This is a genomic window from Clostridium culturomicium (assembly GCF_000821305.1).
Classification (GTDB): Bacteria; Bacillota; Clostridia; order Clostridiales; family Clostridiaceae; genus Clostridium_J; species Clostridium_J culturomicium.
Genome location: NZ_CCXK01000017.1, coordinates 409,588 through 432,666, shown reverse-complemented (window position 1 = coordinate 432,666; position 23,079 = coordinate 409,588). Strand labels below are relative to the sequence as shown.

The 23,079-nt window shown below is 30.2% G+C and carries 21 protein-coding genes and 1 riboswitch; of the genes, 9 read left to right on the top strand and 12 right to left on the bottom strand.

Annotated features, from left to right (window positions below):
* Nucleotides 1-80 precede the first annotated feature (80 nt).
* The 5 genes from BN1075_RS14485 to BN1075_RS14465 form a co-directional block, all read right to left on the bottom strand.
* Nucleotides 81-1,382, bottom strand: a complete 1,302-nt coding sequence (locus BN1075_RS14485) for an NCS2 family permease (RefSeq protein ID WP_040193939.1) — start codon at nucleotides 1,380-1,382, stop codon at nucleotides 81-83.
* A gap of 62 nt (nucleotides 1,383-1,444) precedes the next feature.
* A riboswitch (purine riboswitch) is annotated at nucleotides 1,445-1,546 on the bottom strand.
* A 388-nt stretch (nucleotides 1,547-1,934) separates the two neighbouring features.
* Nucleotides 1,935-2,348, bottom strand: a complete 414-nt coding sequence (locus BN1075_RS14480; protein WP_040193938.1) for a DUF2871 domain-containing protein — start codon at nucleotides 2,346-2,348, stop codon at nucleotides 1,935-1,937.
* A 70-nt stretch (nucleotides 2,349-2,418) separates the two neighbouring features.
* Nucleotides 2,419-2,979: a TetR/AcrR family transcriptional regulator gene (locus tag BN1075_RS14475; protein WP_040193936.1), complete on the bottom strand. Its 561-nt coding sequence runs from the start codon at nucleotides 2,977-2,979 to the stop codon at nucleotides 2,419-2,421.
* Nucleotides 2,980-3,240: 261 nt separating this feature from the next.
* Nucleotides 3,241-3,723 (bottom strand): TspO/MBR family protein, encoded by a 483-nt coding sequence (locus tag BN1075_RS14470; RefSeq protein WP_040193935.1) that lies wholly within the window; start codon nucleotides 3,721-3,723, stop codon nucleotides 3,241-3,243.
* Between the two features lie 657 nt (nucleotides 3,724-4,380).
* The gene (locus BN1075_RS14465; RefSeq protein ID WP_040193933.1) at nucleotides 4,381-5,163 is read right to left on the bottom strand and encodes a ZIP family metal transporter; all 783 of its coding nucleotides are present in this window, start codon (nucleotides 5,161-5,163) and stop codon (nucleotides 4,381-4,383) included.
* Between the two features lie 233 nt (nucleotides 5,164-5,396).
* Here BN1075_RS14465 and BN1075_RS14460 point away from each other — a divergent pair, with 233 nt between their 5' ends.
* Entirely contained in the window at nucleotides 5,397-6,647 is a 1,251-nt protein-coding gene (locus BN1075_RS14460) for an HlyC/CorC family transporter (RefSeq protein WP_040193931.1), read from the top strand.
* A 107-nt stretch (nucleotides 6,648-6,754) separates the two neighbouring features.
* On the opposite strand, the gene BN1075_RS14455 is transcribed toward BN1075_RS14460, so the two are convergent.
* Complete coding sequence (locus BN1075_RS14455; protein ID WP_148315565.1) at nucleotides 6,755-7,150, bottom strand: ribosomal maturation YjgA family protein; 396 nt, start codon at nucleotides 7,148-7,150, stop codon at nucleotides 6,755-6,757.
* 274 nt (nucleotides 7,151-7,424) lie between these two features.
* Here BN1075_RS14455 and BN1075_RS14450 point away from each other — a divergent pair, with 274 nt between their 5' ends.
* Together BN1075_RS14450 and BN1075_RS14445 are read left to right on the top strand one after the other, a co-directional pair.
* A complete protein-coding gene (locus tag BN1075_RS14450; protein WP_040193929.1) occupies nucleotides 7,425-7,880 on the top strand; it encodes a MarR family winged helix-turn-helix transcriptional regulator in 456 nt (151 codons plus the stop codon).
* Nucleotides 7,881-7,899: 19 nt separating this feature from the next.
* Nucleotides 7,900-8,748 carry a DegV family protein gene (locus tag BN1075_RS14445; protein ID WP_040193928.1) on the top strand — a complete coding sequence of 283 codons (849 nt, stop codon included), beginning with the start codon at nucleotides 7,900-7,902 and terminating at the stop codon, nucleotides 8,746-8,748.
* Between the two features lie 35 nt (nucleotides 8,749-8,783).
* Here the strand turns inward: BN1075_RS14445 and BN1075_RS14440 are convergent, their stop codons facing one another.
* A complete protein-coding gene (locus BN1075_RS14440) occupies nucleotides 8,784-9,152 on the bottom strand; it encodes a pyridoxamine 5'-phosphate oxidase family protein (protein ID WP_040193926.1) in 369 nt (122 codons plus the stop codon).
* 173 nt (nucleotides 9,153-9,325) lie between these two features.
* On the opposite strand from BN1075_RS14440, the gene BN1075_RS14435 reads away from it, so the two are divergent.
* Nucleotides 9,326-9,700: a DUF1622 domain-containing protein gene (locus BN1075_RS14435; RefSeq protein WP_040193924.1), complete on the top strand. Its 375-nt coding sequence runs from the start codon at nucleotides 9,326-9,328 to the stop codon at nucleotides 9,698-9,700.
* A 54-nt stretch (nucleotides 9,701-9,754) separates the two neighbouring features.
* Here the strand turns inward: BN1075_RS14435 and adhE are convergent, their stop codons facing one another.
* Together adhE and BN1075_RS14425 are read right to left on the bottom strand one after the other, a co-directional pair.
* Nucleotides 9,755-12,340: a bifunctional acetaldehyde-CoA/alcohol dehydrogenase gene (gene adhE / locus BN1075_RS14430; RefSeq protein WP_040193923.1), complete on the bottom strand. Its 2,586-nt coding sequence runs from the start codon at nucleotides 12,338-12,340 to the stop codon at nucleotides 9,755-9,757.
* A gap of 366 nt (nucleotides 12,341-12,706) precedes the next feature.
* On the bottom strand, nucleotides 12,707-13,177 hold the full coding sequence (locus tag BN1075_RS14425; RefSeq protein ID WP_040193922.1) for a L,D-transpeptidase: 471 nt from the start codon (nucleotides 13,175-13,177) through the stop codon (nucleotides 12,707-12,709).
* Nucleotides 13,178-13,534: 357 nt separating this feature from the next.
* Between BN1075_RS14425 and BN1075_RS14420 the strand changes: the two genes are divergently transcribed.
* Nucleotides 13,535-14,437 (top strand): cation diffusion facilitator family transporter, encoded by a 903-nt coding sequence (locus BN1075_RS14420; RefSeq protein ID WP_235777818.1) that lies wholly within the window; start codon nucleotides 13,535-13,537, stop codon nucleotides 14,435-14,437.
* A 55-nt stretch (nucleotides 14,438-14,492) separates the two neighbouring features.
* On the opposite strand, the gene ebgA is transcribed toward BN1075_RS14420, so the two are convergent.
* Together ebgA and BN1075_RS14410 are read right to left on the bottom strand one after the other, a co-directional pair.
* Nucleotides 14,493-17,567 (bottom strand): beta-galactosidase subunit alpha, encoded by a 3,075-nt coding sequence (gene ebgA / locus BN1075_RS14415; protein WP_040193921.1) that lies wholly within the window; start codon nucleotides 17,565-17,567, stop codon nucleotides 14,493-14,495.
* 126 nt (nucleotides 17,568-17,693) lie between these two features.
* The gene (locus BN1075_RS14410; RefSeq protein ID WP_040193920.1) at nucleotides 17,694-18,707 is read right to left on the bottom strand and encodes a DUF7309 domain-containing protein; all 1,014 of its coding nucleotides are present in this window, start codon (nucleotides 18,705-18,707) and stop codon (nucleotides 17,694-17,696) included.
* 168 nt (nucleotides 18,708-18,875) lie between these two features.
* On the opposite strand from BN1075_RS14410, the gene BN1075_RS14405 reads away from it, so the two are divergent.
* The 3 genes from BN1075_RS14405 (at nucleotide 18,876) to BN1075_RS14395 (ending at nucleotide 20,689) form a co-directional block, all read left to right on the top strand.
* Nucleotides 18,876-19,214: an FMN-binding protein gene (locus tag BN1075_RS14405; protein WP_042387358.1), complete on the top strand. Its 339-nt coding sequence runs from the start codon at nucleotides 18,876-18,878 to the stop codon at nucleotides 19,212-19,214.
* A 327-nt stretch (nucleotides 19,215-19,541) separates the two neighbouring features.
* Nucleotides 19,542-20,126, top strand: coding sequence for a chromate transporter (locus BN1075_RS14400; RefSeq protein ID WP_040193919.1), 585 nt, complete (start codon nucleotides 19,542-19,544; stop codon nucleotides 20,124-20,126).
* A gap of 2 nt (nucleotides 20,127-20,128) precedes the next feature.
* Entirely contained in the window at nucleotides 20,129-20,689 is a 561-nt protein-coding gene (locus BN1075_RS14395) for a chromate transporter (protein WP_081911614.1), read from the top strand.
* Here BN1075_RS14395 and BN1075_RS14390 read toward each other — a convergent pair.
* A complete protein-coding gene (locus BN1075_RS14390) occupies nucleotides 20,658-21,569 on the bottom strand; it encodes a LysR family transcriptional regulator (RefSeq protein ID WP_040193917.1) in 912 nt (303 codons plus the stop codon). The two genes, BN1075_RS14395 and BN1075_RS14390, sit on opposite strands and share 32 nt — an antisense overlap.
* Nucleotides 21,570-21,779: 210 nt before the next feature.
* On the opposite strand from BN1075_RS14390, the gene BN1075_RS14385 reads away from it, so the two are divergent.
* The gene (locus tag BN1075_RS14385) at nucleotides 21,780-23,066 is read left to right on the top strand and encodes an MFS transporter (protein WP_040193916.1); all 1,287 of its coding nucleotides are present in this window, start codon (nucleotides 21,780-21,782) and stop codon (nucleotides 23,064-23,066) included.
* Nucleotides 23,067-23,079: the final 13 nt, after the last annotated feature.

The following is a 23,079-nucleotide window of genomic DNA, read 5'->3' as shown; positions in this document are numbered from 1 at the left end:
TTATTCCAAAATAATAAATATGAAATATGTATTTGTAAAAAGCAAAAGCTGATGATTATAAAATAATCATCAGCTTTTATTTACATCATAAAATAAAAAGCAAATAGAACACCTAATCCATACATTACTGGATGAACCTCTTTTCTTTTACCTTTAAACATCATTAATATTACATAGGCTAAAAATCCAAAGGCAATACCTTCTCCAATGCTGTAAGTTAAAGGCATTAAAATTAATATAAAGAAAGATGGAATAGCATTTTCTGCTGAGTTCCAATCTATTTCTGAAAGAGAACTACATAAAAGAGATCCTACTATTACTAATGCCGGTGCTGTTACTTGAGAAGTAATAACTGATAAAAGTGGTGAAAAGAATAATGAAACTATAAATAACACTCCTACTACCACACTTGAAAAACCTGTTTTTGCTCCAACAGAAATACCTGATAATGATTCCATGCATGAAGTTGTATTAGTCGTTCCAAATACTGCTCCTACACAAGTTGCAAGTGAATCTGCTAATAACGCTTTTGAACCATTTTTTACGGACCCATCCTCTTTTAATAATCCTACCTTTGAACCAACTGCTACTAATGTACCTGCAGTATCAAAGAAATCCATAAATAAGAAGGTAAACACTACCATCATCATTTCAGGATTAAATATATCCTTTAAATGCTTTACTGCTACTCCAAAGGTTGGGGCAACTGATGGAGGCATAGAAATTATTGCTGTTGGTATTTCAACAATTCCAAATATCATTCCTGCTCCAACTGTACAAACTATACCTAGGAATATAGCAGTCTTTACACCCTTAACCATTAATATTGACATAACTGCTAGTCCAAAAATTGATAATAATACTGATTTGTCTATTAAATTTCCAAGAGCCACAAATGTAGCCTCATCAGCAATAACTATTCCTGCATTTTTTAATCCAATAAATGCAATAAATAATCCTATTCCCGCAGTAACTGCATATTTTAAATGGTTAGGAATTGCCTTAATTACCATTTCTCTTATACCAGTAACTGATATTATTATAAAAATAATTCCAGATGCTAATACTCCTGATAATGCCATTTCCCATGGAATATCCATTCCTATACAAACTCCAAAAGCAAAGAAAGCATTTAATCCCATTCCAGGTGCCAATACCATTGGAAATTTAGCAAATGCACCCATGATAAATGTTCCAGACGCAGCTGCCAATGCTGTTGCAACAAAAACACTCTCTTTTGGCATACCAACTTGAGATAATACCTCCGGAATAACAAATAATGCATATGCCATTGTTAAAAATGTAGTTAAAGCCCCTATTATTTCTGTTTTGAAATCGGTGTTATTTTCTTCGAATTGAAAATAATTTGATATGAATCTCATAATAATATCCTCCTATGTTTTTCTCGTAATCATTGTCTATCGCATAGGAAAATAAATTTAAAATGTGAATAATTCCTTATCGTAGTCAAATCATTTACGGTGATTTGGTAGAAACTGTTGATCCATATTATCAACGCTATACGACAGTTCGATTACTATTTAATTTGAATTGTTAAAATATTTAAATTTGAATTAAGTATATAATAGTACACATTTAATAGTTTGTCCATACTTTTGAGTTAAATTAATTGTTATCTTGTAATTTAAAAGATAATTGTGTCGAAATTGTTTATATTGTAACATAAAGTTTATAAATAAAAAAACTTCTAACAATGAGGTTTCTTCTATTTAACTATTTCATAGGACCAATTATTTCTTCCTCCATATCATAAACATAGGAGTATTTCTATTATTATTTTTATCAATTATTATTACTATTCTCTTCAACTAACTTACAAAAGATTAAAACCACATCTATTTTCAAGATGTGGTTTTAATCTTACTATCATATTTATTGTTTATGGAATAAACAAAATAATTGATGTCTCTTATCTACTTCTCTTGCTTTTTTAGTATAGTAAAGAAAATTATTATCCCAACTGCCAATAAAATGTGTCCTATTCCTGCCATGCCTGAAATTGATGCATTGAGAGCACTACTAATATCACTACCTAAAACTTGTAAAACTCCGCGCCAAACAAACATAGCTGTAGCTAATAGAAGTCCACCATTATATATATAATAGAACAACTTAAACTTCTTATCCTCTATTAAATTCTTATACTGCTTGGCAAGTAATAAAATTACTAAGAAAAAAAACATGCCTAGCATGAATAAGTGAGTATGAACTACAGATAATGTTGTTTTTCCAACAAAATGGTTAAACTTAGTAAATTCTCTATAGAAGACTCCCCCTATCATTGCCAAAATTGCGTACAAAAATGAAGTATTAATTATTTTTTTCATATTTTCTCCTCCTTACTGAACATAGTTCATATTATTTTATAAAAGTAATTCGCTTCAGCGAATTAAATTTTTAGTACAATAATTTTATAATTATTTCTTTAAAAAAAGATATATCCCCTTCATTTACCCTTAACATTATTATCATATTTTCAAATGCAAAGGTTACAAATCTCTCCTTTGTAAAATATTCATTCCATACATGCTTTTTTATTCCTTCATCCATTTCCAGATGGTACAACATTACTTGTTTCACTCTGTCAAAATACTGCGATTCTTTGCTACGACCTTTTCCTTTAACTTCTTCACTAAAAAAAGATATTTGATTAAACATGTCCTCTTTAAATATTTTTAGGTAATCATAAAATCTTAAATAAAGTTGTTCATAAAACTGTACGAAACATAAATTGCTTTGGTGATCACACATTCCTCGTGCAAATATATTTTTCCAAAAATCCTCGATAACAGCCACTACTAAATCATCTTTTGTTGGAAAGTAATTATAGATAGATCCTATAGATATTCCACACTCAGATGCAACAGCTCTTATATTAATCTTATAAATCCCATCTCTATATGCGATATCTTTTGCTGACTTAAGGATTGCTTCTTTTGAAGTTATGACTTTATTCATTTATTTTCCTCCATACTGAACTATGTTCAGTTTACTTCTTAAAATACTTTTTGTCAACAACCTTATATTAATAATATATTATTCTTACGCCATTTCGATAATTATTTAGCATCATACTTAAAATCATTTAATTAACCTAATATATCTAAAAAATAGCTATAAAACATACTTCTTAAATCTAAATTAGTAATACTTAATTATTCTTGTTTACCATTATAGAAATAAGTCGTTTTGTCTCATAGCTATTTACATCTTATAGTTTTAATTTAATAAAATAATCATTAAGTTTAAATATCCAGCAAATACTAACCACAAGGCATATGGAACCATTAGTGCAGAGGCAGTATCATCAATTTCATTAAATTTTTTAATCATTATCAATACAACAACAAATATTAGCATTAACCATATAAAAGCTGCAAAATAAAGATTAAACTTAAAAAATATAAATGACCATAAGAAATTCATAGCTAATTGTACTTTATATAGCTTCAATGCTTCCTTTTTTTCCTTTTTAGAAGCCTCTGCAACATAAACTAAATATGCTGAAATTCCCATAAGTATATAAAGAATTGTCCAGACAACAGGAAATACTGCTGCTGGAGGTGATAATGGCGGTTTAACAAGATTCATATAAACTGCTGAACTATTCCCTACTAAAAATCCTGATAAAAGGCCAACACCTAAAGATAATAAAATACTTAAAATTAATGGTCTTAGTTTAATTGTATATATTCTTGCCATATTAGCACCCCCCACTTAATATTATTCCAACCAATGCTACTTATGACAAAAATCACTAGTTTTTCTTTTCTATTTTACTCAAAAATACTTCATAAATATAATTTACTCCTAACAACTATAAGATTTAATTTCAATTATGTGATTTTATCACATAATTACTATTTAATTATTGCTATACTAAAAATAAGATAACAGCAAATACATTGAAATCAATGAAAGGAGAATATATTATGATCAAGCTTACAGAAAAATCTATCACTGCTTATAATAAAGAAAAACTATCTTTTAAAGAAATTCCAATGCTCCGTATAGATATTGCAGGTGTTGGCTGAGGAGGCCCTAGCTTTAAAATAGTTCTGGAAGAACTTAAAGAAAACCCAAATGATATAATCGAGGAATTTCAAGGAATAAAAATAGCCTACGATACCAGTTTAAAGCCTTATATTAGAAATACAGTAATAGACCATTCAAAGTTATGGTTATTAGGAGGATTTTATATTACTGGAGTTCGTTCCGGCTGCTAAAAAATTATTTTAATAAAATTTTCAAAAGACTAAAGACAAATTAATCTTTAGTCTTTTTTAATTAAGACTTATCCTTTTTAAAATATAGGGTATACTAATTTATGCAAATAAAAAAACATCTTAACTGATGTTTTTAAATCATAATATTAGTTATAATTAATCCAAAAATAATTCCACATATAGAAAATAGCGCTGGTCTTCTCCCCTTATTTAGAAGAATCACTTCAGGCAAAATTTCACAATAGGTTACATAAAGCATTGCTCCAGCTGCAATTCCTAAAGATCCTGCCACCATAAAATCACCCATATTGCCTAAAACAGCTCCTAAAAGTCCACCAACTAAAGTAGGTGCCCCTGACAATGCTGTTAATAAACCTACCTTCCATTTTTTCATTCCACCTGCCACAAGTGGAACTGCTATAGACATTCCTTCTGGAATATTATGTAGTGCAATCAAAAATGCTAAGGTTAAACCTAAATTTGCATCATGGCTTGCTCCTGAACCAATAGCCAACCCTTCAGGCAAATTATGTAATGCAATAGCTGCAAGCATTATTAATCCAGATCTAATAAAAGACTTTCTACTCTCGTTACTAATCATATCCTTTTGATGCCTAAGTTCCTCTGCTTCAACATGAGTTTCCTTAGAATTAGTAATCTTATCTATAACTCCATTTAAAAGTTGAACAACCCCAATTCCAATAAATATACTTACTACAACAATCCATAAACTTGATAAAGTTAAAGCTTCTGGCACTAAATCAAAGCAAGCAATGCTAATCATAACCCCTGAAGCAAATGAAAGCACATAACTCATTGCCTTTTTTGAACTTGTTCCAAAAACAAGTCCTAAAATACCACCTAATCCCGTTCCTATAATGCCTGCTGCGCTAGCCATGAGAATAGTTCCAAACATAAAAATCTCCCCTTAAAATAAACTCCTTTTATTTTACCAAAAACTGCTTCAAAAATCACTACCATTCAGAATACATTATCAATCTGCCTAAATTAATAATTGAATTTCTATATTGTACAAATATAGATTTACTTTCTTGCTGCTTTTGTATTCGTTGTATATTTATTTCATACATAGTTGTACGCAATAAAAGTTAAAATAACAATATTACTTTAAGCAAAAGGAGTATATTAATGGACAATAATAGCTTACCAATGATAATAATTTTAATCCTTCTAATAATAATGTCTGGGTTTTTCTCTGCCACAGAAACTGCCTTCTCATCCTTAAACAAAATAAGATTGAAGAATCTCGCTAACAATGGCAATAAAAGATCACAAATAACATTAGATTTAGTTGAAAACTATGACAAAGTACTTTCAACTATTTTAATAGGAAATAATATAGTAAATATAATTTCTGCATCACTTTCAACAATAATTTTTGTAAATACCTTTGGTGATGCAGGTATTACAATTTCAACCATAGTCATGACTATTTTAGTTTTAATCTTTGGGGAGATATCTCCAAAATCCTTAGCAAAAGAAGCACCTGAAAACTTTGCAATGTTTTCTGCCCCAATATTAAAAATTCTCATTTTTCTTCTTACACCACTTAATTTTTTATTTTTACTTTGGCAGGACTTCATTGCTAAGCTATTTAAAATTTCATCTGATAGAAGTATAACTGAAGAAGAACTAATTACCATTGTAAAGGAAGCCGAAGAAGATGGTGGTATAGATGCTCAAGAAGGTGAATTAATCAGAAGTGCAATAGAATTTAATGATCTTATCGTTACTGATGTTCTAACTCCAAGGGTTGATTTAGCAGCTGTATCATCTGCTGATGATAATGAAACTATAAGTAATATATTTCTTGAAACTGGATTTTCCAGGCTGCCAGTTTACTTGGATTCAATCGATAATATTATTGGTGTAATTACTCATAAAGACTACTTCAATTATGTTCTAAAAAAAAATTTACCCCTTGATTCTGCAATTAAACCAACCATATATACAACTAGTACAATTAAAATATCAAAACTTTTAAAACTTCTTCAACAAGCTAAATCTCACATGGCAATTATTACTGACGAATATGGAGGAACCTTAGGAATAGTTACCATGGAAGATATCATTGAAGAATTAGTCGGTGAAATATGGGATGAACATGACGAAGTTGTAAATGAATTTATCAAAGTTGGAGAACATCAATATAAGATTGCTTGTAAAGCTAACCTTGATAAAATGTTTGAACTGTTCAACCTGAAAAACGAACTAGACATAACAACAGTAAGCGGCTGGGTTACATATGAACTTGGTAAAATCCCCAATGTTGGTGATAACTTCACCTATGAAAATCTGAACATCACTGTATCTAAAACTGACCATCGGCGAGTTTTAGAGATTCTGGTTGAAGTACATTTAAACCCTATAGAAGAATAGTGGCAATATGTTTATTCCCACATTTATTAATAATAAAATTTCAATTTTTAGACAACATATAAAAACTCAGTGCCTTGATTCTTCAAACTCATTACATTTTATAGGTTTCAAGAAACTGAGCTTTTTCTTTTTATTATACTTTCTATAATTATACCTAAAGCTACCCCTATGGTATAACACAAAATATCACTCCATAAAAAACCATATCCTAAAATCAAAGTTCCTAGAATTGTACCGCGAATATTATCAATCCAAGGACTATGATAAAGCTGTGTAAGTTCTATGAAATACGAAAATCCTAAGGCCATTAATGCAACTACCCAGTTTTTCTTTTCATTAAAGATAAATCCTGCTATGAAAAAAATCATTAGAGCCCATAAAACATCACCTGAATATGCTTCTATTGTATAAGGGAGAAAGGAAACTTTTCTAGACATCAATCCCAATACCATGGTAATAGTAATAAATAAAAAATAAAGCTTTCTGCTTCTTTTCATCTCAATACTTCCTTTCATAATAAATTTAGCTAATAAGACAAAGTACTTTTATATATTATATATAACATATTTTCCACATATTTTATATTTCATTTTAATAATCTCTATTTAATTTAATGTTTAGTAACCCCTTGATTTTATAAACATTATTTTATGATAATACTAAAAATGATTTGAATTTCAAAATAAATTTACTTTGAACTTCAAATTATATTGACAACACCTCATAGTGCCTATATAATAAAACTACTTTGAACTTCAAAGGAAATGGAGGTAAACCATGAATATATACGAAGAACAGTTAAATCACTTTTTTGTAGATATATTTAACGATATACTTCGATTAGAAGAAGAGTCACTAGCTAAAGGAAACTTCAAAAATCTTTCAGTTAATGAAATTCATGTAATAGAAGCAGTGTGCGATAGTGAAGCTGATGGTACCAATACCATGAAATTATTATCAAATAAATTAATGATTACTGCCAGCAGTTTAACTATAGCAGTTAAAACTTTAGAACAAAAAGGATATTTAGTAAGACAAAAGGATAAAGAAGATAAACGTAAAGTTACAGTAGTTTCTACAAAACTTGGTAATGAAGCCTATAAACATCACAAATTATTTCATAAAGATTTAATAGCAAGTGTTTCAAAAACATTAAATGAAGCAGAAATGGCCGCACTAACCCTTGCTTTAGGAACTCTTCATAGATTTTTTATCACTTTAAAAAATAAATAACAAATTTCTGGAGGAAATTATGAGTATAAGAATAATAACAGATTCAACATCAGATATACCGCAAAATCAAGCTAAGGAAAGAAACCTTACAATAGTACCATTATGTGTTCGCTTTGGTGATGAGGAGTTCAAAGATGGAGTAACACTATCAAGTGAAGACTTCTATAAAAGACTAGAAGCCTCAAAGATACTTCCTGTTACAAGCCAGCCTTCTCCTAATGAGTTCCTTAATCATTTTGAAGAAGCTAAAGCTGCAAATGATGAAGTAATCGTAATAACACTTTCAAGCACTCTTAGTGGTACTTATCAAAGCGCAATGCTTGCAAAATCAATGTGTGAGTATGATAAAATACATGTAATTGATAGTGAGACTGTTACCCTGTCATTAAAGATACTAATTGATTATGCAGTTAAACTTAGAAATGAAGGATTATCTTTTGAAGAACTGATATCTGAATTAGAGACTTCTAAGAAAAGAATTAAACTTTTTGCTGTTGTAGGAACCTTAGAGTATCTAAAAAAAGGAGGAAGGCTTTCTTCAACTGCTGCCATAGCAGGAACTTTATTAGGAATAAAACCAATAGTAAAGGTTGAGGATGGCTCGGTATTAATGGCTGCTAAAGCTAGAGGAACAAACAGTGCCTTTAACAAAATTTCCTCTTTAATTGAAGAAAACGGTGGAATAGATATGTCAATGCCATATACATTAGGTTATAGTGGTTCACCTGAATCGTTAGATGCATTTAAACCCTTCATTGAAAAAGCCTTCAACTTATCTAATTCACCAATAAGTATTATAGGAAGTACTGTTGGTGTACATGCAGGACCTGGAGCTTGTGGTATTGCATACTTTGCTCCAAATAAATAAAGCATAAGGTGTAAGTAAAAAACTTACACCTTTATTTATATCTCCAAAAAAGTTCTTTTACCCGTAACCTTTGACGAAATTACCTCTAAAATAACACTTCTATCCCCACAGGGATCATTAAATATTCTTCCTGACCCTATTACAATGATGCTATCAATTGCATTCCCAACATTTCTATCAAATTCTATACACACTTTACTATTTCTGCTTAGAAACTTAATTTTCACCCCTTCATTTAAACTATTAAATAAAAACTTAAAACCATTTCCTTCACACTTATATCTAAAAGACATTGGTACTACATAGGGTTGATTATTTTCACAAACTGCTAATCTACAATACTGCACCTTATTAAACATATTGATTATTTCATTTAAATTTAATTCTCTGCTATTAGATCTCATATATATATTCCTTCAATAAAATACTTACATTATAATATATTATTCAGAAATAAATTTAATTACTTCGGATATACTAAGATTATTAACTTACTCCTTTTCATATTCATTCAAAGGAGTAAGTTCGAGGAACTAAACCAGAGATTTAGACTCTCACTTAAGGAGTATTAGAATACATGGAATATTTAAATTCACTTTTTGAAACACTTTTTAATACCACCCTACCGATTCTAATAAAAATATTTGAATTAATGGGGATAATCATATTAGTCATCGGTGTTTTTTCGGCCTTTTATAAATATATAAAGGACTTAAAGTCCAAAGAAAAGACCTCTATCAAATATGATTTAGCTAATTCCCTTGTAACTGCACTGGATTTCAAACTAGCTGCTGAAATTTTAAAAACAGTTATAATTCAAAGTATGAGTGAACTCGTACTTGTTGGTACTATATTTATCCTTAGAGTCGTAATGACTTTTGTTCTTGAAAGAGAAATAAAAATTGAAGAATCTGAAAAAAAGAGTCAAAGCAAAATGATTGACTCAAAATAAAGATAACCACTTGGAAATTCAAATTCCTAAGTGGCTATCTTTATTTGTTATTTATTATTTATTATATGCATTTAAATACATTTCTTTTAATTCACTCATAAGTGGGTATCTTGGGTTTGCTGATGTACATTGATCATCAAAAGCCTGCTCAACCATATCATCTAAAGTTGCAAGGAATTGTTCTTCTCTAACTCCAGCTTCTTTAATTGTTGCTGGCATATTAACCTTTCTTTGAAGTTCTTTAATTGCTTCTACTAATAAATCTACTTTTTCTTCATCTGTGCTTCCACCTAATCCAAGGTAATCAGCAATTCTTCCATATCTCCAAGCAGCGTTTGGATATTTATATTGAGCAAAAGCAGCTTGTTTAGTTGGTGCATCTGCAGCATTAAACTTAATTACCTCATTTAATAATAAAGAGTTTGCCATACCATGTGGAAGGTGGTGGAAAGCACCTAATTTGTGAGCCATAGAGTGACATATTCCTAAGAATGCATTTGAAAATGCCATACCAGCCATACAAGATGCATGTGCCATTTTTTCTCTAGCTTTTACATTAGTTGTTCCCTCATTATAAGCATCTGGTAAATATTTAAATACTAATCTTATTGCTTCAAGCGCTAAACCATTTGTAAACTCTGATGCCATTATTGAAACATAAGCTTCAATAGCATGAACTAATACGTCTATACCTGCACAAGCCGTTAACCCTTTAGGAGAAGTCATCATTAGCTCTGCATCAACTATAGCCATATCTGGTGTTAGTTCATAATCAGCTAGTGGATATTTTATTCCAGTTCTTTCATCTGTTATTACCGCAAATGGTGTAACCTCAGAACCTGTTCCTGCTGATGTTGCTACTGCAACCATCATAGCCTTTTTACCCATAGTTGGGAATTTATAAACTCTTTTTCTTATATCCATAAATCTCATGGCTAAATCTTCAAATCTAACCTCTGGATGCTCATACATTACCCACATAATTTTAGCAGCATCCATAGCTGAACCACCACCTAATGCAAGTACTACATCTGGGTTAAACTCAAGCATTTCTTTTGCACCAGCTTTAGCACATTTTAAAGTTGGGTCTGGCTCAACATCAGAGAATATTTTAAAGCTTATTCCATAATGCTCTAAAACTTCTGTCACTTTATTTGTATATCCTAATTCAAATAGCACACTATCAGTTACTATAAATACCTTCTTTTTACCCATCTCATGTAATTCTTCAAGAGCTACTGGTAAACATCCATATTTAAAATAAGTTTTTTCAGGTGTTCTAAACCAAAGCATATTTTCTCTCCTCTCAGCAACAGTCTTAACATTTATTAAATGCTTTGGACCAACATTTTCAGAAATTGAGTTTCCACCCCATGAACCACAACCTAAAGTTAATGATGGAGCTAGTTTAAAGTTATAAATATCTCCTATAGCACCTTGAGATGCAGGCATATTAATTAAAGTTCTAGCTGTTTTCATTCTTTCTCCAAAGTCTTTAATTCTATCCTTAGATTTTAAAGCATCTGTGTAAAGAATTGAAGTATGTCCCATTCCACCCTGAATAATTAATGTGTCAGCTTTATCAAGAGCTTCCTCAAAAGATTCAGCTTTATACATTGCTAATACTGGAGATAATTTCTCATGAGCAAATGGTTCTGATAAATCAACAGATTCTACTTCCCCAACTAAAATTTTAGCAGTTTCAGGAACTTCAACTCCAGCTAGTGCAGCAATATTGAAGGCTGATTGTCCAACGATACCTGCATTTAACCCTCCTCTTTCATTTAGAATTATCTTTCTTACTTTATCAACTTCACTGTCTTTAAGAATATATGCTCCTCTTTCTAATAGTTCTTCCTTAACTTCTTCATATACATCTTTTAATACTATAATTGATTGCTCTGATGCACAGATAACTCCATTATCAAAGGTTTTAGATAGTAAAATTGAGTTTACAGCCATTTTTATGTGAGCAGTTTCATCTATTATTGCTGGTGTGTTTCCTGCTCCAACCCCTATAGCTGGCTTACCAGATGAATATGCTGATTTAACCATTGCAGGTCCGCCCGTAGCTAATATTAAGTCTGCTTCCCTCATTACTTCTTGAGATAACTCTATACTTGGCTCATCTATCCATCCAATTATTCCTTCTGGTGCTCCTGCTTTAACTGCAGCTTCTAATATAATTTTAGCTGCTTCAATTGTTGATTCTTTAGCTCTTGGATGAGGAGATATTATCATTGCATTTCTAGTTTTCAAAGCTATTAAAGTCTTAAATATTGCAGTAGATGTTGGATTTGTTGTTGGAACAATTGCTGCTATTACACCAATAGGTGCTGCAACTTTTGTTATTCCATAAGTTCTATCTTCTTCTAGAACTCCACATGTTTTCATTTCCTTGTATTGATTATATATATATTCTGCGGCAAAGTGATTCTTAATTACTTTATCCTCAATTATTCCCATACCTGTTTCAGCAACTGCCATTTTAGCAAGCTTAATTCTATTATCATTAGCTGCCATAGCTGCTTGTCTAAAAATTTCATCAACCTGTTCTTGAGTGTAAGTAGCAAATTTTCTTTGAGCGATTCTAAGCTCCTCCATTTTCGTTCCTAGTTCTGTAATATTTGTAACCTTCATATTTATTCCTCCCATTGCCCTCTTTGTTAATTTTTTAACTCGATTTATATCTCAATTGTAGTTCCCTGTTTAATTTTTGTCAATCTTTTTTTATATTTTTTTCTTATTTTGTCTATGTATAGGATTTCAATTTTCTTTTTTTCTTCTAAAACCTTTACATTAGCTTGTTTTCCATGAATTTTTATTTCTTTTTTACATTTTCTTTTTTTATAAATATATAGTGAAGTTTGTTATATTTTTATTTATTATATTCTAACATCAATGAATACATTGTTATTTTTTTAACTTTAATTGCAAGTAAGTCAGATTAATTTAGCATAATTAATCTGACTTTGATAAAAAAATCCATATTAAAATTTTCAATTTTTAAGTTATTATTACTGCAGTTTCCTGTGGCACATTATCATATATCCATTTTGCATTAACTTTTTCTAACCTTATACATCCATCAGATAATTTCATTCCTAGTCTTCCATCTCTTACTGATCCATCTAAATTATAAATTATAGAATGAAATAAGTAATTACCTTTAAATTGAGTGTAATACCAACACTTATATCCCTTCTCAACACCAAAATATAATCCTTTTATACCAACTTTAAATCTTCCAGTTGGTGTAGGCGTTGACCTTTTACCAATAGTACATAAATAGCTATTAACTAGCAACCACCTACCATTTTGAACTTTAAAAATATTAGTTTTAAAGTTTTTCAAATCTACCCATATCAGATAATCTGTTTTACTTTCAAAACTATTGTTGTTTACAAAATTTGTTGCTGTAATAGCATAATCTTCACCTCTAAAAAACCTTTTTAGAAAACTATTTACACATATCATATTGCACTCCATTATCATTTTTAGTAATAGTATATGCCTACATAATATATAATTCCTTAGTTTTTTCATTTTCTTTATATCTCTATTTTTTAATAATGCTAATTTTCAGCTTATACAATACATAGTTTCAATGAATTAAATTTGCAAAACGCTAAAATTATTTTCCTAATACTTTTGAATGTGTTACAAATTAATTTAATGAATCATACACAAATTTAAGTACTTTTACGTTATATATAGATTATTTTAAAAGATATAATAACTTATTAATACTATTTAATGCACTGGTAAATCAGTTAATTTTTATATTGTCATTTTATACAATATAAGTACAAAGTAATTGAAAAGAGGTATATTATGAAAATGGAAAAAAGACTATTAAAACTATCTGCCGTTGGAGGGCTCTTCTTCGCAGTTTTAGGATTAGCCTGGGGACTTGGATTAAATTCAGAGATGTTATTCTTTGATGGACTTTATTCTTTAATAAGTCTTTTGCTCTCTCTTCTAGCCATATTTATTTGTTCTTATATGGATAAAAACGACAAAATAAACTTTCCCTTTGGTAAGGAAACATTACGTCCAATCGTTGTAATAATTAAATCAACAGTTCTTATACTTATGTGTTCAATTTCGTTAATTAACTCATTAAAAACTATATTTCTAGGAGGCAACTCAATTGAAATCAGTTTTGCTATCCTATATACAGTAATCTCAATAATTGGATGTGGCTCCATTTATCTTTATATGTATGTATCAAGTAAAAAACTTAATTCCGATATATTGAAAGCTGAAAGTAATCAATGGCTTATGGATGGGCTAATAAGCCTTGGAGTATTTATAGGTTTTATCTTAGTTCTAATTTTAAAAAGAACTTCTTTATCTTTTTTATGTAATTATATCGATCCTCTAATGGTTATAATAAGTTCTTCACTATTTCTTAAGTTTCCTATAACTTCCTTGTGTAACTCTTTTAAGGAAGTTATACAAGGCAAAGCTAGTGACGACATTTATGATCAAATTACAAAAGTGGTTAAAGACATTGAAAATGAGTATAGTATTTCTGAATCTGTTACTAGGGTCAGCAAAATAGGAAATATGCTCAGAATTGAAATTGACTTTATTCTAAGTAAGCACTCAAAAATTGATACCATTGAAGAAATGGATAAAATCCGCGACAGGGTTGAATACTCAACCAATACAATAAACCTTAAGAAGTGGCTAAACATATCCTTTACAAGAAATCGTAAATGGGCTGTTTAACATGAAAAGCTATTGAAAAGTTATTATGCTTTTCAATAGCTTTTTTACAAGGCAACTAATATTCTAATCTTTCTCTTCCTAATGAAACAGTATCAATCTCTTTATTATTATATAAAGAAATTCTAAAATTCAACTTAAACTCTTCAAATCTACATCTATATTTTTCAAGCTGCCATTGTCCACAAGAATTCGTACCAAGACCATTTTGTTTATAGTCTATATTAAAGGTTATATAATCATTTTTCTTTAATTCATAGGTGTGTTTTGCACTCTCAATAGTCTTATCATCATAATAGGATGCACTAAAATCAATTTTATCATCTGCAATAGCAATTACTCCTATTCCTCTATCATTTGTAAGACTAACCCATGAACAGTCACTTCTATTTCCATTTTCCTGTGGCTTTATATAATTTGTAAATAAACCATCAATATTATTTTTATACACTCCAAATAAAGCAGCCTCTTTTGAATCAGCGTAAGATTCTAGTGGTCCTCTACCTTTATACATAACTTCAGTGAGTTCTTTATTTAATTTGAAATTAACCCCAATTCTAGGTATCATTTCAGGAGCATTCTCAATAACTCCACTTGGTTTTCCATAAATGTTTAATAAAATATCACCACTTCCAAATACTCTGTATTCATATACAGAATCATAAAACCAGGCTGAATTAGTAGTTCCATTAATTGTACTAACCTTGAAAATTAAACTATTGTCGTTATAACTGTATTCAATAGACTTCACAATTTGATGCCATAAATGCATAAAATATTTCTTCTTATAATCTTCAACTAAATACATATCATTATCAATTGGAGCTCTCCAGAAATTCAACTGTGGTCCTTCTTCAATTATTTCACAATTGTCCTTTATAGCTTTTATAATCTTCCCTTTAACTAAATCAAAGTGGACTTCAAACTCGTCTCCTATTGCCTTAAGAACACAGTGTTCCTTAACAACCTTTAATTCTCCTTTAGGTACAATTAATACTTTATCTGCTTTTAAAGGTAGCTCGAACTGTGATGTTGCTAATTCATGTCCCGCAGCTGCCCATAAAGTATCCTCCTTTAAAGTGTAAGAAAGATTTAAGTAATAATCTGCTCCTGATACAGGTCTTATATTTATTTTATATGGAATACAAAGCTCCTTTGCTTCTCTTCCTTTAATTGATGGAATTTCACAATAACCACTTTGGATAATTTTATCATCTTCAGTAATGTTCCAATTTAAAGATAACTGATTTAAATCCGCAAAATCAAACCTATTAACCAATTCAAAAATTCCTTTTTCTATATCCTTAGCTATAGTCTTCACTGGCTCAATTACTTTTTTATATTCAAGTAACCCTGGTGATGGCGTTCTATCAGGCATAAGCAAACCATCAATGCAGAAGTTACCATTGGTTGGATCATCACCATAATCACCACCATATTTATAGTATACTTGTCCATCTTCTGTTATGGTCTCAATTCCATGATCAAACCATTCCCAAATAAATCCACCTTGAAGCTTATCATACTTATAAAATAAATCTTGATAATCCTTTAAACCTCCTGGTCCATTTCCCATGGCATGGCAATATTCACATAAAATATGAGGCTTTTTTATATCTTTTATAATTTTATCCATGGTAAGTTTATTTTCATGTTCAAGCCAAGTATACATTGTGCTGTAAACTTCTGATACAGGCCCCTCTTCTTCATTAACATTAAAATCACCTTCATAATGTATAAGCCTTGTGCTGTCAATTTCTTTAGCTCTTGCAGCCATTTTTTTATAGTTTACTCCAAAAGAGGACTCATTACCTAATGACCACATTATAATACAAGGATGATTTTTATCTCTTTCAATCATTCTTTCCATTCTATTTACATGAGCCTTTTCCCATGTTGGATCATCACTAATCCAAGAATATCTTCCTGTAAGCTCAAAACCATGACATTCAAGATCAGTCTCATCTATTACATACATACCATATTCATCACATAAATCATAAAACCACTCTGAGTTTGGATAATGTGAAGTTCTTATAGCATTAATGTTATGCTGTTTCATTAAAATAATATCGTCTTCTATTTCCTCCTTTGAAACTACTCTTCCATTACGAGGATTATAGTCATGACGATTAACTCCTTTGAATTTTATAGCAACACCATTTACAGTAAAAACTTCTCCCTTTAACTCAATCTTTCTAAATCCAATCTTTTGAGGGATAACTTCAATTATAGAATCATCACTTCCATAAACAGTAATAATTAAATTATACAAATCCGGTGTTTCAGCTGTCCATTTGTATGGATTTGATATCTCTTTCTCAAAAGTTAAGAAATCTTCACCCTTAATAAAATCATTAAAGATCACTTGTCCATTTTTATCTTTAAGCTCCAATTCTATTTTTTGTCCATCTGCTTTTACAAAATCAAAATTTATTTTTAATTTTCCATTTATATAATCTTCATTCAAGTCAGCTTCAATTTTAAAGTCTCTTAAACCACCATAGGGTTCTGAGTATAATTCTACATCTCTAAAAATACCACTAAGCCACCACATATCCTGGTCTTCTAGGTATGTTCCATCACTCCATTGATAAACTCTTACAGTACAGGTATTTTCACCTTTTACAACATAATCAGTTATATCAAACTCACTTTGAATTCTTGCTCCTTTGCTATAACCAATCTCTTTTCCATTAATCCATAGATTAAATGCTGAATCTACACCATTAAACTTTAAAATAATTCTTTTTCCCATCCATGTACTATCAATAGAAAACTGTCTTTTATATATTCCTGTAGGATTTTCCGTAGGGACATAGGGTGGATTTATAGGGAAGTTGTACCATAAATCCGAATAGTGCATTTTTCCATAACCTTGCAACTGCCAATTTCCAGGAACTACTATTTCATTCCATTTAGAATTATCAAAGTCGTTTGCATAAAAATTCTCTGGAGAATATTCTGGTGCTTCTAAAAATAAAAACTTCCAATTACCATTTAAATTTTTATAATTATGAGAATATCTCTTTTGATTTAACAAAGCTGCTTCCTTCGTTGGAAATCTCAAGAAACTAGCTCTAGGCTTTTCCCTATTTATATGGTCAATACTTATATCTTCCCACAACTTCATATTTTCATCTCCTTTTGTTTGTTTAAATATTTCTAATTTTCATTATAATATATTTTCAAAAAAAATACTCTGATTTTTACAGAGTATTTAACACTGATTATCTTTCCAGGTACATAAATAAGTTATTTAAAGACCAAGAACCTCAAATCCATTAACAAATTCATCTACTACCTCTAATGATTTTTTCATTGTCAATTTTATACCACATATATCGCATGTATGCTTTAAAATATTTTCTATAAAAGGATTTCTAATATAAATCTCCATTGGTCTTCCATATTCCATAATATAATTAATAAGTAATTCCATAATTGCTTGAATCTCATCTAATCCCGGAGCAAAAAAATGCTGCCCCCTTATTAGCCCTTCATAATGCTCAACAAGAAGTAAAAGCTTAGGTCTTATAGGACGTTCATATAATTCATCTTCAATTGTAACGTTTATATATACCATATCAAACTCTAAAACTTCTTCTATCCTTGTTTTTCTTTTCAATTTTGCAGCTAAAATTTCATCTTTCAATACTAAGGATGGATACCCGTACAAATATTGAGTTAAGCGCTCTTTTGTTGTACCCCACTTTCCTTTTTCTTTATAAAAACGTCTTACTAATACATCTCCTGCATCAAAATCTAAAGTTAGCTGTAACTTATTACAATCTTTAATAGCACTTATTAATTCTCTTAAGCAAACAATAAGCACCTCTGCTTCTTCCCCATCCATAGCTGCCGGCATATGCCCCTTCTTATATGATTGAAAATAAATCCATTTATTTTTTCCTCTAAACTTTATTCCAAGCTCCTTCATAACTTCTATTTGATGTTCAGGAACAATATCCTTATCTCCAAAAAAACAAGCCAAATTACTTTGCTCAACCATTATATAATCCAAGGGCATATAATTTTCACTATCAGCAATGGTCAAAAAATTTCTAAGTCCATCGTAACCTACAAAGGTATTAATTCCAAAACATTGTCCACCTGCACCTAATATACTGCAGAAATATGGTTCTTTTTTTTCTGGTATTTCCATTGCAATTATATCTAAATCTTGAAAGTCATTCCAAGGCTCCATATCTCTGATTTTCAAGCCTAATTTATATAACTCTCTCCACTGTTCTAGTGTCGGTTCTTTTCTCATGATTTCTCTCCTAAAATAATTTATCACATCTAAATACAAATACTTCTCTTTCTTTACATAATCTTTCCACAAACTAATAAATATATTCCTTTTATTGCTGTTTTAAAAGTTTAAATATAACGCATACTAAATTCATATTTAAAATACTAAAAGAGAGGTATGAGACTTATGAAAAAAGCATTGATACTTACTTTATCTGCACTATTACTAGTTGGTTGTGGTAATAAAACAAATACTTATGATGGGAAATCAGAAGGATATGGAGGAGAAATAACTGTTCAAATTGCAGTAGATAAAGATGGAAAGGTTACAGAAATATCTGTGGATGCTGCTAATGAAACTCCAGCAATAGGTGGAGAGGCTGCTCCTAAAATAGCTGAAAGCATTAAGGAAAAACAATCTCTCAATGTAGATACTGTTAGTGGAGCTACAGTGACTAGTAAAGCTGTAATTGAAGCAACACGTGATGCTCTAAAAAAAGGAAATGTAACCTTTGATGGAATGTAACTTTAACTTTTACTAAAAAGAGATGAATTAAATTTTATCTCTTTTTTATTATCTCTTCCAAGAGTGCTATACTTATTTATCTGCCTCTTTCTTCTACTACAAAATCCCCCCAGTCCAACATAAATCATCAACCTCATTTTTAATTTCGTATAACCTCTATTCAAGTACTTATTATTAAAATTTACTCTTTTCATACATAACCTTTTACCTATGTTTTTAATAAGATATATATATTTTACATATGTATATATTTTCTATAAAATAATCTTGAGATGATTGTCCGCGGCAAATAAATAAATAAATAAATAAATAATAAGGAGAACTTTTATGGAAAATACATTAAAAAATGAATCAAAAGCTAAAATGCTTTGGAAATTATTTATCTCTACTTTTTCACTTAGTGCCTTCACTTTTGGAGGTGGATTTGTAATTGTTTCTTTAATGAAAAAGAAGTTTGTTGAAGAACTGGGCTGGTTAGAAGAAAGTGAAATGCTTGATATAACTGCTATTGCTCAATCCTCACCTGGTCCTATACCAATAAATGCATCTGTTATCCTTGGTTATCGTATGTGCGGAATTTTAGGTGCACTTATCGCTGTTATAGGTACTTCATTGCCACCACTAATAATTATTTCAGTAATTTCAAAGTTTTATCAGCAGTTTAGAGAAAATACAGTTATCGCATTAGCACTTCAAGTTATGCGTGCAGGGGTTGCAGCAGTTATCTTTGATGTTGTTTTAAACCTAGCAAAAAATATTACTAAAACTAAAAATATATTATATATTGCAATGATGGTTATCGCTTTTATTATGACATACGTATTCGACGTAAGTGCTATGACAATAATCCTTTTATGTGTTGTTATTGGTGTATGTAATCTGCTTTATGATATGAGAAAGGAAGGTAAATAATTATGCTTATAAAATTATTTTTTAGTTTTATTAAAGTAGGCTTATTCAGCGTTGGAGGTGGATATGCTGCTATTCCCTTAATTCAAAATCAAATAGTTGATGTACATCACCTTATGTCTATGGGAGAATTTGCAGATTTAATCACTATTGCAGAAATGACTCCTGGATCAATTTCTATAAACTCAGCTACCTTTGTTGGTACTAGACTTGCAGGATTGCCTGGAGCCCTATTATGTACAATAGGAGTTGTACTACCTGCCTTCATAATATGTTTAATCTTAGCAAAACTATATTATAAGTATCGTGGATTAAAAGGACTCCAAACAATTTTAAGCAGCTTAAGACCAGCTGTTGTTGCATTAATATGTTCTGCTGGTTTGTCAATATTGACTTTAGCATTATTCAATGCTGAAAAATCAGCTATTTTACTATCAAACTTTAGACCTATTGAATTTATTCTGTTCTTATGCGGTATCGTTGCTTTAAGAAAATTTAAAATAAATCCAATAGCTGTAATCTTCGGTTCAGGTGTTATTGGGACTTTGGCTTACATGATTTTATAACTCCCATTTTGTAAGTTGTACAAACCTCTATAAATTTTTGCATAATTTCAGATATAAATTTATCTTTATGATAGACCATACAGATATCTCTTTTAATTTGAATTTCATCAAGAGAAATAACCTTTAGCGTGCCATGATATAATTCCTTTATTATCATGGCAGAAGATAGAACTGCAATTCCCTGACCTGCAACTACTGCATTTTTTATGGCCTCTGTATTAGTACTGGTCCATTTCACATTGACAGATATCCCCTTCTCCCTCAAAAATTGTTCAAAAATATTACGATCACGACTTCCTTGCTCTCTTGCAATGAAGTCTTGATTATTTAATTGTTCCAAACTTACTTTATCCATCTTCGCGAAAGGATGATGAGCACTACAAATAAGCACAAGTTCATCTTGGTACACTGGTACTTTTATAATATCTTTATTTAAAATTTCCCCCTCAATAATTGCAATATCCAAACTGCTATTAAGAAGCATTTTTTCTATTTCACTAGTGTTATTTATAGTAACCTTAGCGGATACCCCTGGATTTTTTCTTTCAAAGATTTTAATTAATGGACATAAAATACATGTTCCTACAGTAACAGTTCCCCCTATTTTAAGACATACCTCCTTATTTTTATGCTTCATTTCACTATCCATATCTTTAAATGTATTCACTATATGACGAGCATATTTTAATAAATTTTCTCCATCCTCTGTTATATACAGCTTCTTTGACAAACGCTCAAATAACTTAACCCCATAATAAGACTCAATATCACTTATAGCTTGACTTACTGATGGCTGTGATATAAAGAGCTTTTCTGCTGCAAGACTCATTTTTCCACACTCTGCCACAGCAACAAATATTTCTAGATGCCTAATAGTCATTTATTCTGCTCCAATCCTTTAAATTACAATATAAATTAATATTGTATTTGAATATCTCAATTCATTAATCATATTTTAGCATATCAATAAAAAAAAATATATTTTTATGTAACTAATTACGTATATTTTATTTTTACATTTTATGGTATTATACTTTTATATGTAATTTAAATCAAATTATTTTTATTATAAATGTAGGAGGTATCAAATATGAATCCTGAAAATTCCCTTGAAACTAAAGGCAGCTTTTCACCACCACCTCTATGGACTAGAGATTTCACAATACTAACTCTAGGAACAGTAATATCAATGCTTGGCAATTCAATTGCTGGATTTGCTATAGGTCTTTTAGTTCTAGATTATACTGGTTCTACATTTTTATATGCTCTATTTGCTGTAACCTATAATCTACCTAAAATTATAATGCCTTTTATAGCAGGTCCCTATGTTGATAGATTTTCAAGGAAAAAAATTATTTACACACTTGATTTTATTTCTGGCGGTTTGTTTTTAGCCTTTTACTTCTTAATTACAAATAATATATTTAATTATCCAGCTTTTCTTGGAATATGTTTAATAATAGGATCTATAGATAGCATATATATAGTTGCTTATGATAGCTTTTATCCTACTTTAATAAGTGAGGGTAATTTTACTAAAGCATACTCTATCTCTAGCATGATTTACCCTTTAGCTGCCATGATGGTTCCTGTAGCTGCATATTTTTATGAAAATATTGGTCTTGAACCCCTATTCCTCTTCAATGCAATAACATTTTTTATTGCAGCAATTTTTGAAACTCAAATAAAAACTAACGATACCCATTTAAACGCTGTAAAAAATACACCAGCTGAGCCTTCAACAAAATATACATTAAAGCAATATAAAGATGATTTTGTTCAAGGTGTTAATTATATTAAGTACGAATCAGGTTTATTAGTTATTACTGCATACTTTTTTGTTACATCTCTTGTTGGAAGTGTGTCCGGCACCTTAGTTATGCCCTATTTCAAATCAACTGCAGCCTTAGGCGTTGTTGCGTATACCTATGTAATGGGCTGTGGAGTATTCGGTAGGCTTATAGGTGGGCTAGTTCATTATAAGTTTAAGTATCCAACAAACAAAAAATTTGCAATTGCTTTAATGGTATACATCATTTCTTCAGTAATTGAAGGTTCTTATCTCTTTATGCCAATCATATTAATGATGATTGTAAACTTTATTACAGGTATGCTTACAGTTACTTCTTACAACATAAGAATATCTTCAACACAAAATTATGTTCCCAATGAGCTTCGCGGAAGATTTAACGGAACATTTCAAATGCTAGTGACATTTGGAGGTATATTCGGTCAGCTTTTAGCTGGTGGGCTTGGAGAATTTCTTCCAATTCGTCCTTTGATATTGACAGCAAATCTTATCTGTATATTTGCTGCTATATGTATAATGTACAGAGGAAGAAAACATGTTAAATTAATATATAACAGAGATGCATAATAAATCCCCTTGA

Bases quoted from the DNA above. Each gene is read 5' to 3' on its own strand.
- BN1075_RS14485 (WP_040193939.1), bottom strand. From the start codon at position 1,382: ATGAGATTCATATCAAATTATTTTCAATTCGAAGAAAATAACACCGAT.
- BN1075_RS14480 (WP_040193938.1), bottom strand. From the start codon at position 2,348: ATGAAAAAAATAATTAATACTTCATTTTTGTACGCAATTTTGGCAATG.
- BN1075_RS14475 (WP_040193936.1), bottom strand. From the start codon at position 2,979: ATGAATAAAGTCATAACTTCAAAAGAAGCAATCCTTAAGTCAGCAAAA.
- BN1075_RS14470 (WP_040193935.1), bottom strand. From the start codon at position 3,723: ATGGCAAGAATATATACAATTAAACTAAGACCATTAATTTTAAGTATT.
- BN1075_RS14465 (WP_040193933.1), bottom strand. From the start codon at position 5,163: ATGTTTGGAACTATTCTCATGGCTAGCGCAGCAGGCATTATAGGAACG.
- BN1075_RS14460 (WP_040193931.1), top strand. From the start codon at position 5,397: ATGGACAATAATAGCTTACCAATGATAATAATTTTAATCCTTCTAATA.
- BN1075_RS14450 (WP_040193929.1), top strand. From the start codon at position 7,425: ATGAATATATACGAAGAACAGTTAAATCACTTTTTTGTAGATATATTT.
- BN1075_RS14445 (WP_040193928.1), top strand. From the start codon at position 7,900: ATGAGTATAAGAATAATAACAGATTCAACATCAGATATACCGCAAAAT.
- BN1075_RS14440 (WP_040193926.1), bottom strand. From the start codon at position 9,152: ATGAGATCTAATAGCAGAGAATTAAATTTAAATGAAATAATCAATATG.
- BN1075_RS14435 (WP_040193924.1), top strand. From the start codon at position 9,326: ATGGAATATTTAAATTCACTTTTTGAAACACTTTTTAATACCACCCTA.
- adhE (WP_040193923.1), bottom strand. From the start codon at position 12,340: ATGAAGGTTACAAATATTACAGAACTAGGAACGAAAATGGAGGAGCTT.
- BN1075_RS14425 (WP_040193922.1), bottom strand. From the start codon at position 13,177: ATGATATGTGTAAATAGTTTTCTAAAAAGGTTTTTTAGAGGTGAAGAT.
- BN1075_RS14420 (WP_235777818.1), top strand. From the start codon at position 13,535: ATGAAAATGGAAAAAAGACTATTAAAACTATCTGCCGTTGGAGGGCTC.
- ebgA (WP_040193921.1), bottom strand. From the start codon at position 17,567: ATGAAGTTGTGGGAAGATATAAGTATTGACCATATAAATAGGGAAAAG.
- BN1075_RS14410 (WP_040193920.1), bottom strand. From the start codon at position 18,707: ATGAGAAAAGAACCGACACTAGAACAGTGGAGAGAGTTATATAAATTA.
- BN1075_RS14405 (WP_042387358.1), top strand. From the start codon at position 18,876: ATGAAAAAAGCATTGATACTTACTTTATCTGCACTATTACTAGTTGGT.
- BN1075_RS14400 (WP_040193919.1), top strand. From the start codon at position 19,542: ATGGAAAATACATTAAAAAATGAATCAAAAGCTAAAATGCTTTGGAAA.
- BN1075_RS14395 (WP_081911614.1), top strand. From the start codon at position 20,129: ATGCTTATAAAATTATTTTTTAGTTTTATTAAAGTAGGCTTATTCAGC.
- BN1075_RS14390 (WP_040193917.1), bottom strand. From the start codon at position 21,569: ATGACTATTAGGCATCTAGAAATATTTGTTGCTGTGGCAGAGTGTGGA.
- BN1075_RS14385 (WP_040193916.1), top strand. From the start codon at position 21,780: ATGAATCCTGAAAATTCCCTTGAAACTAAAGGCAGCTTTTCACCACCA.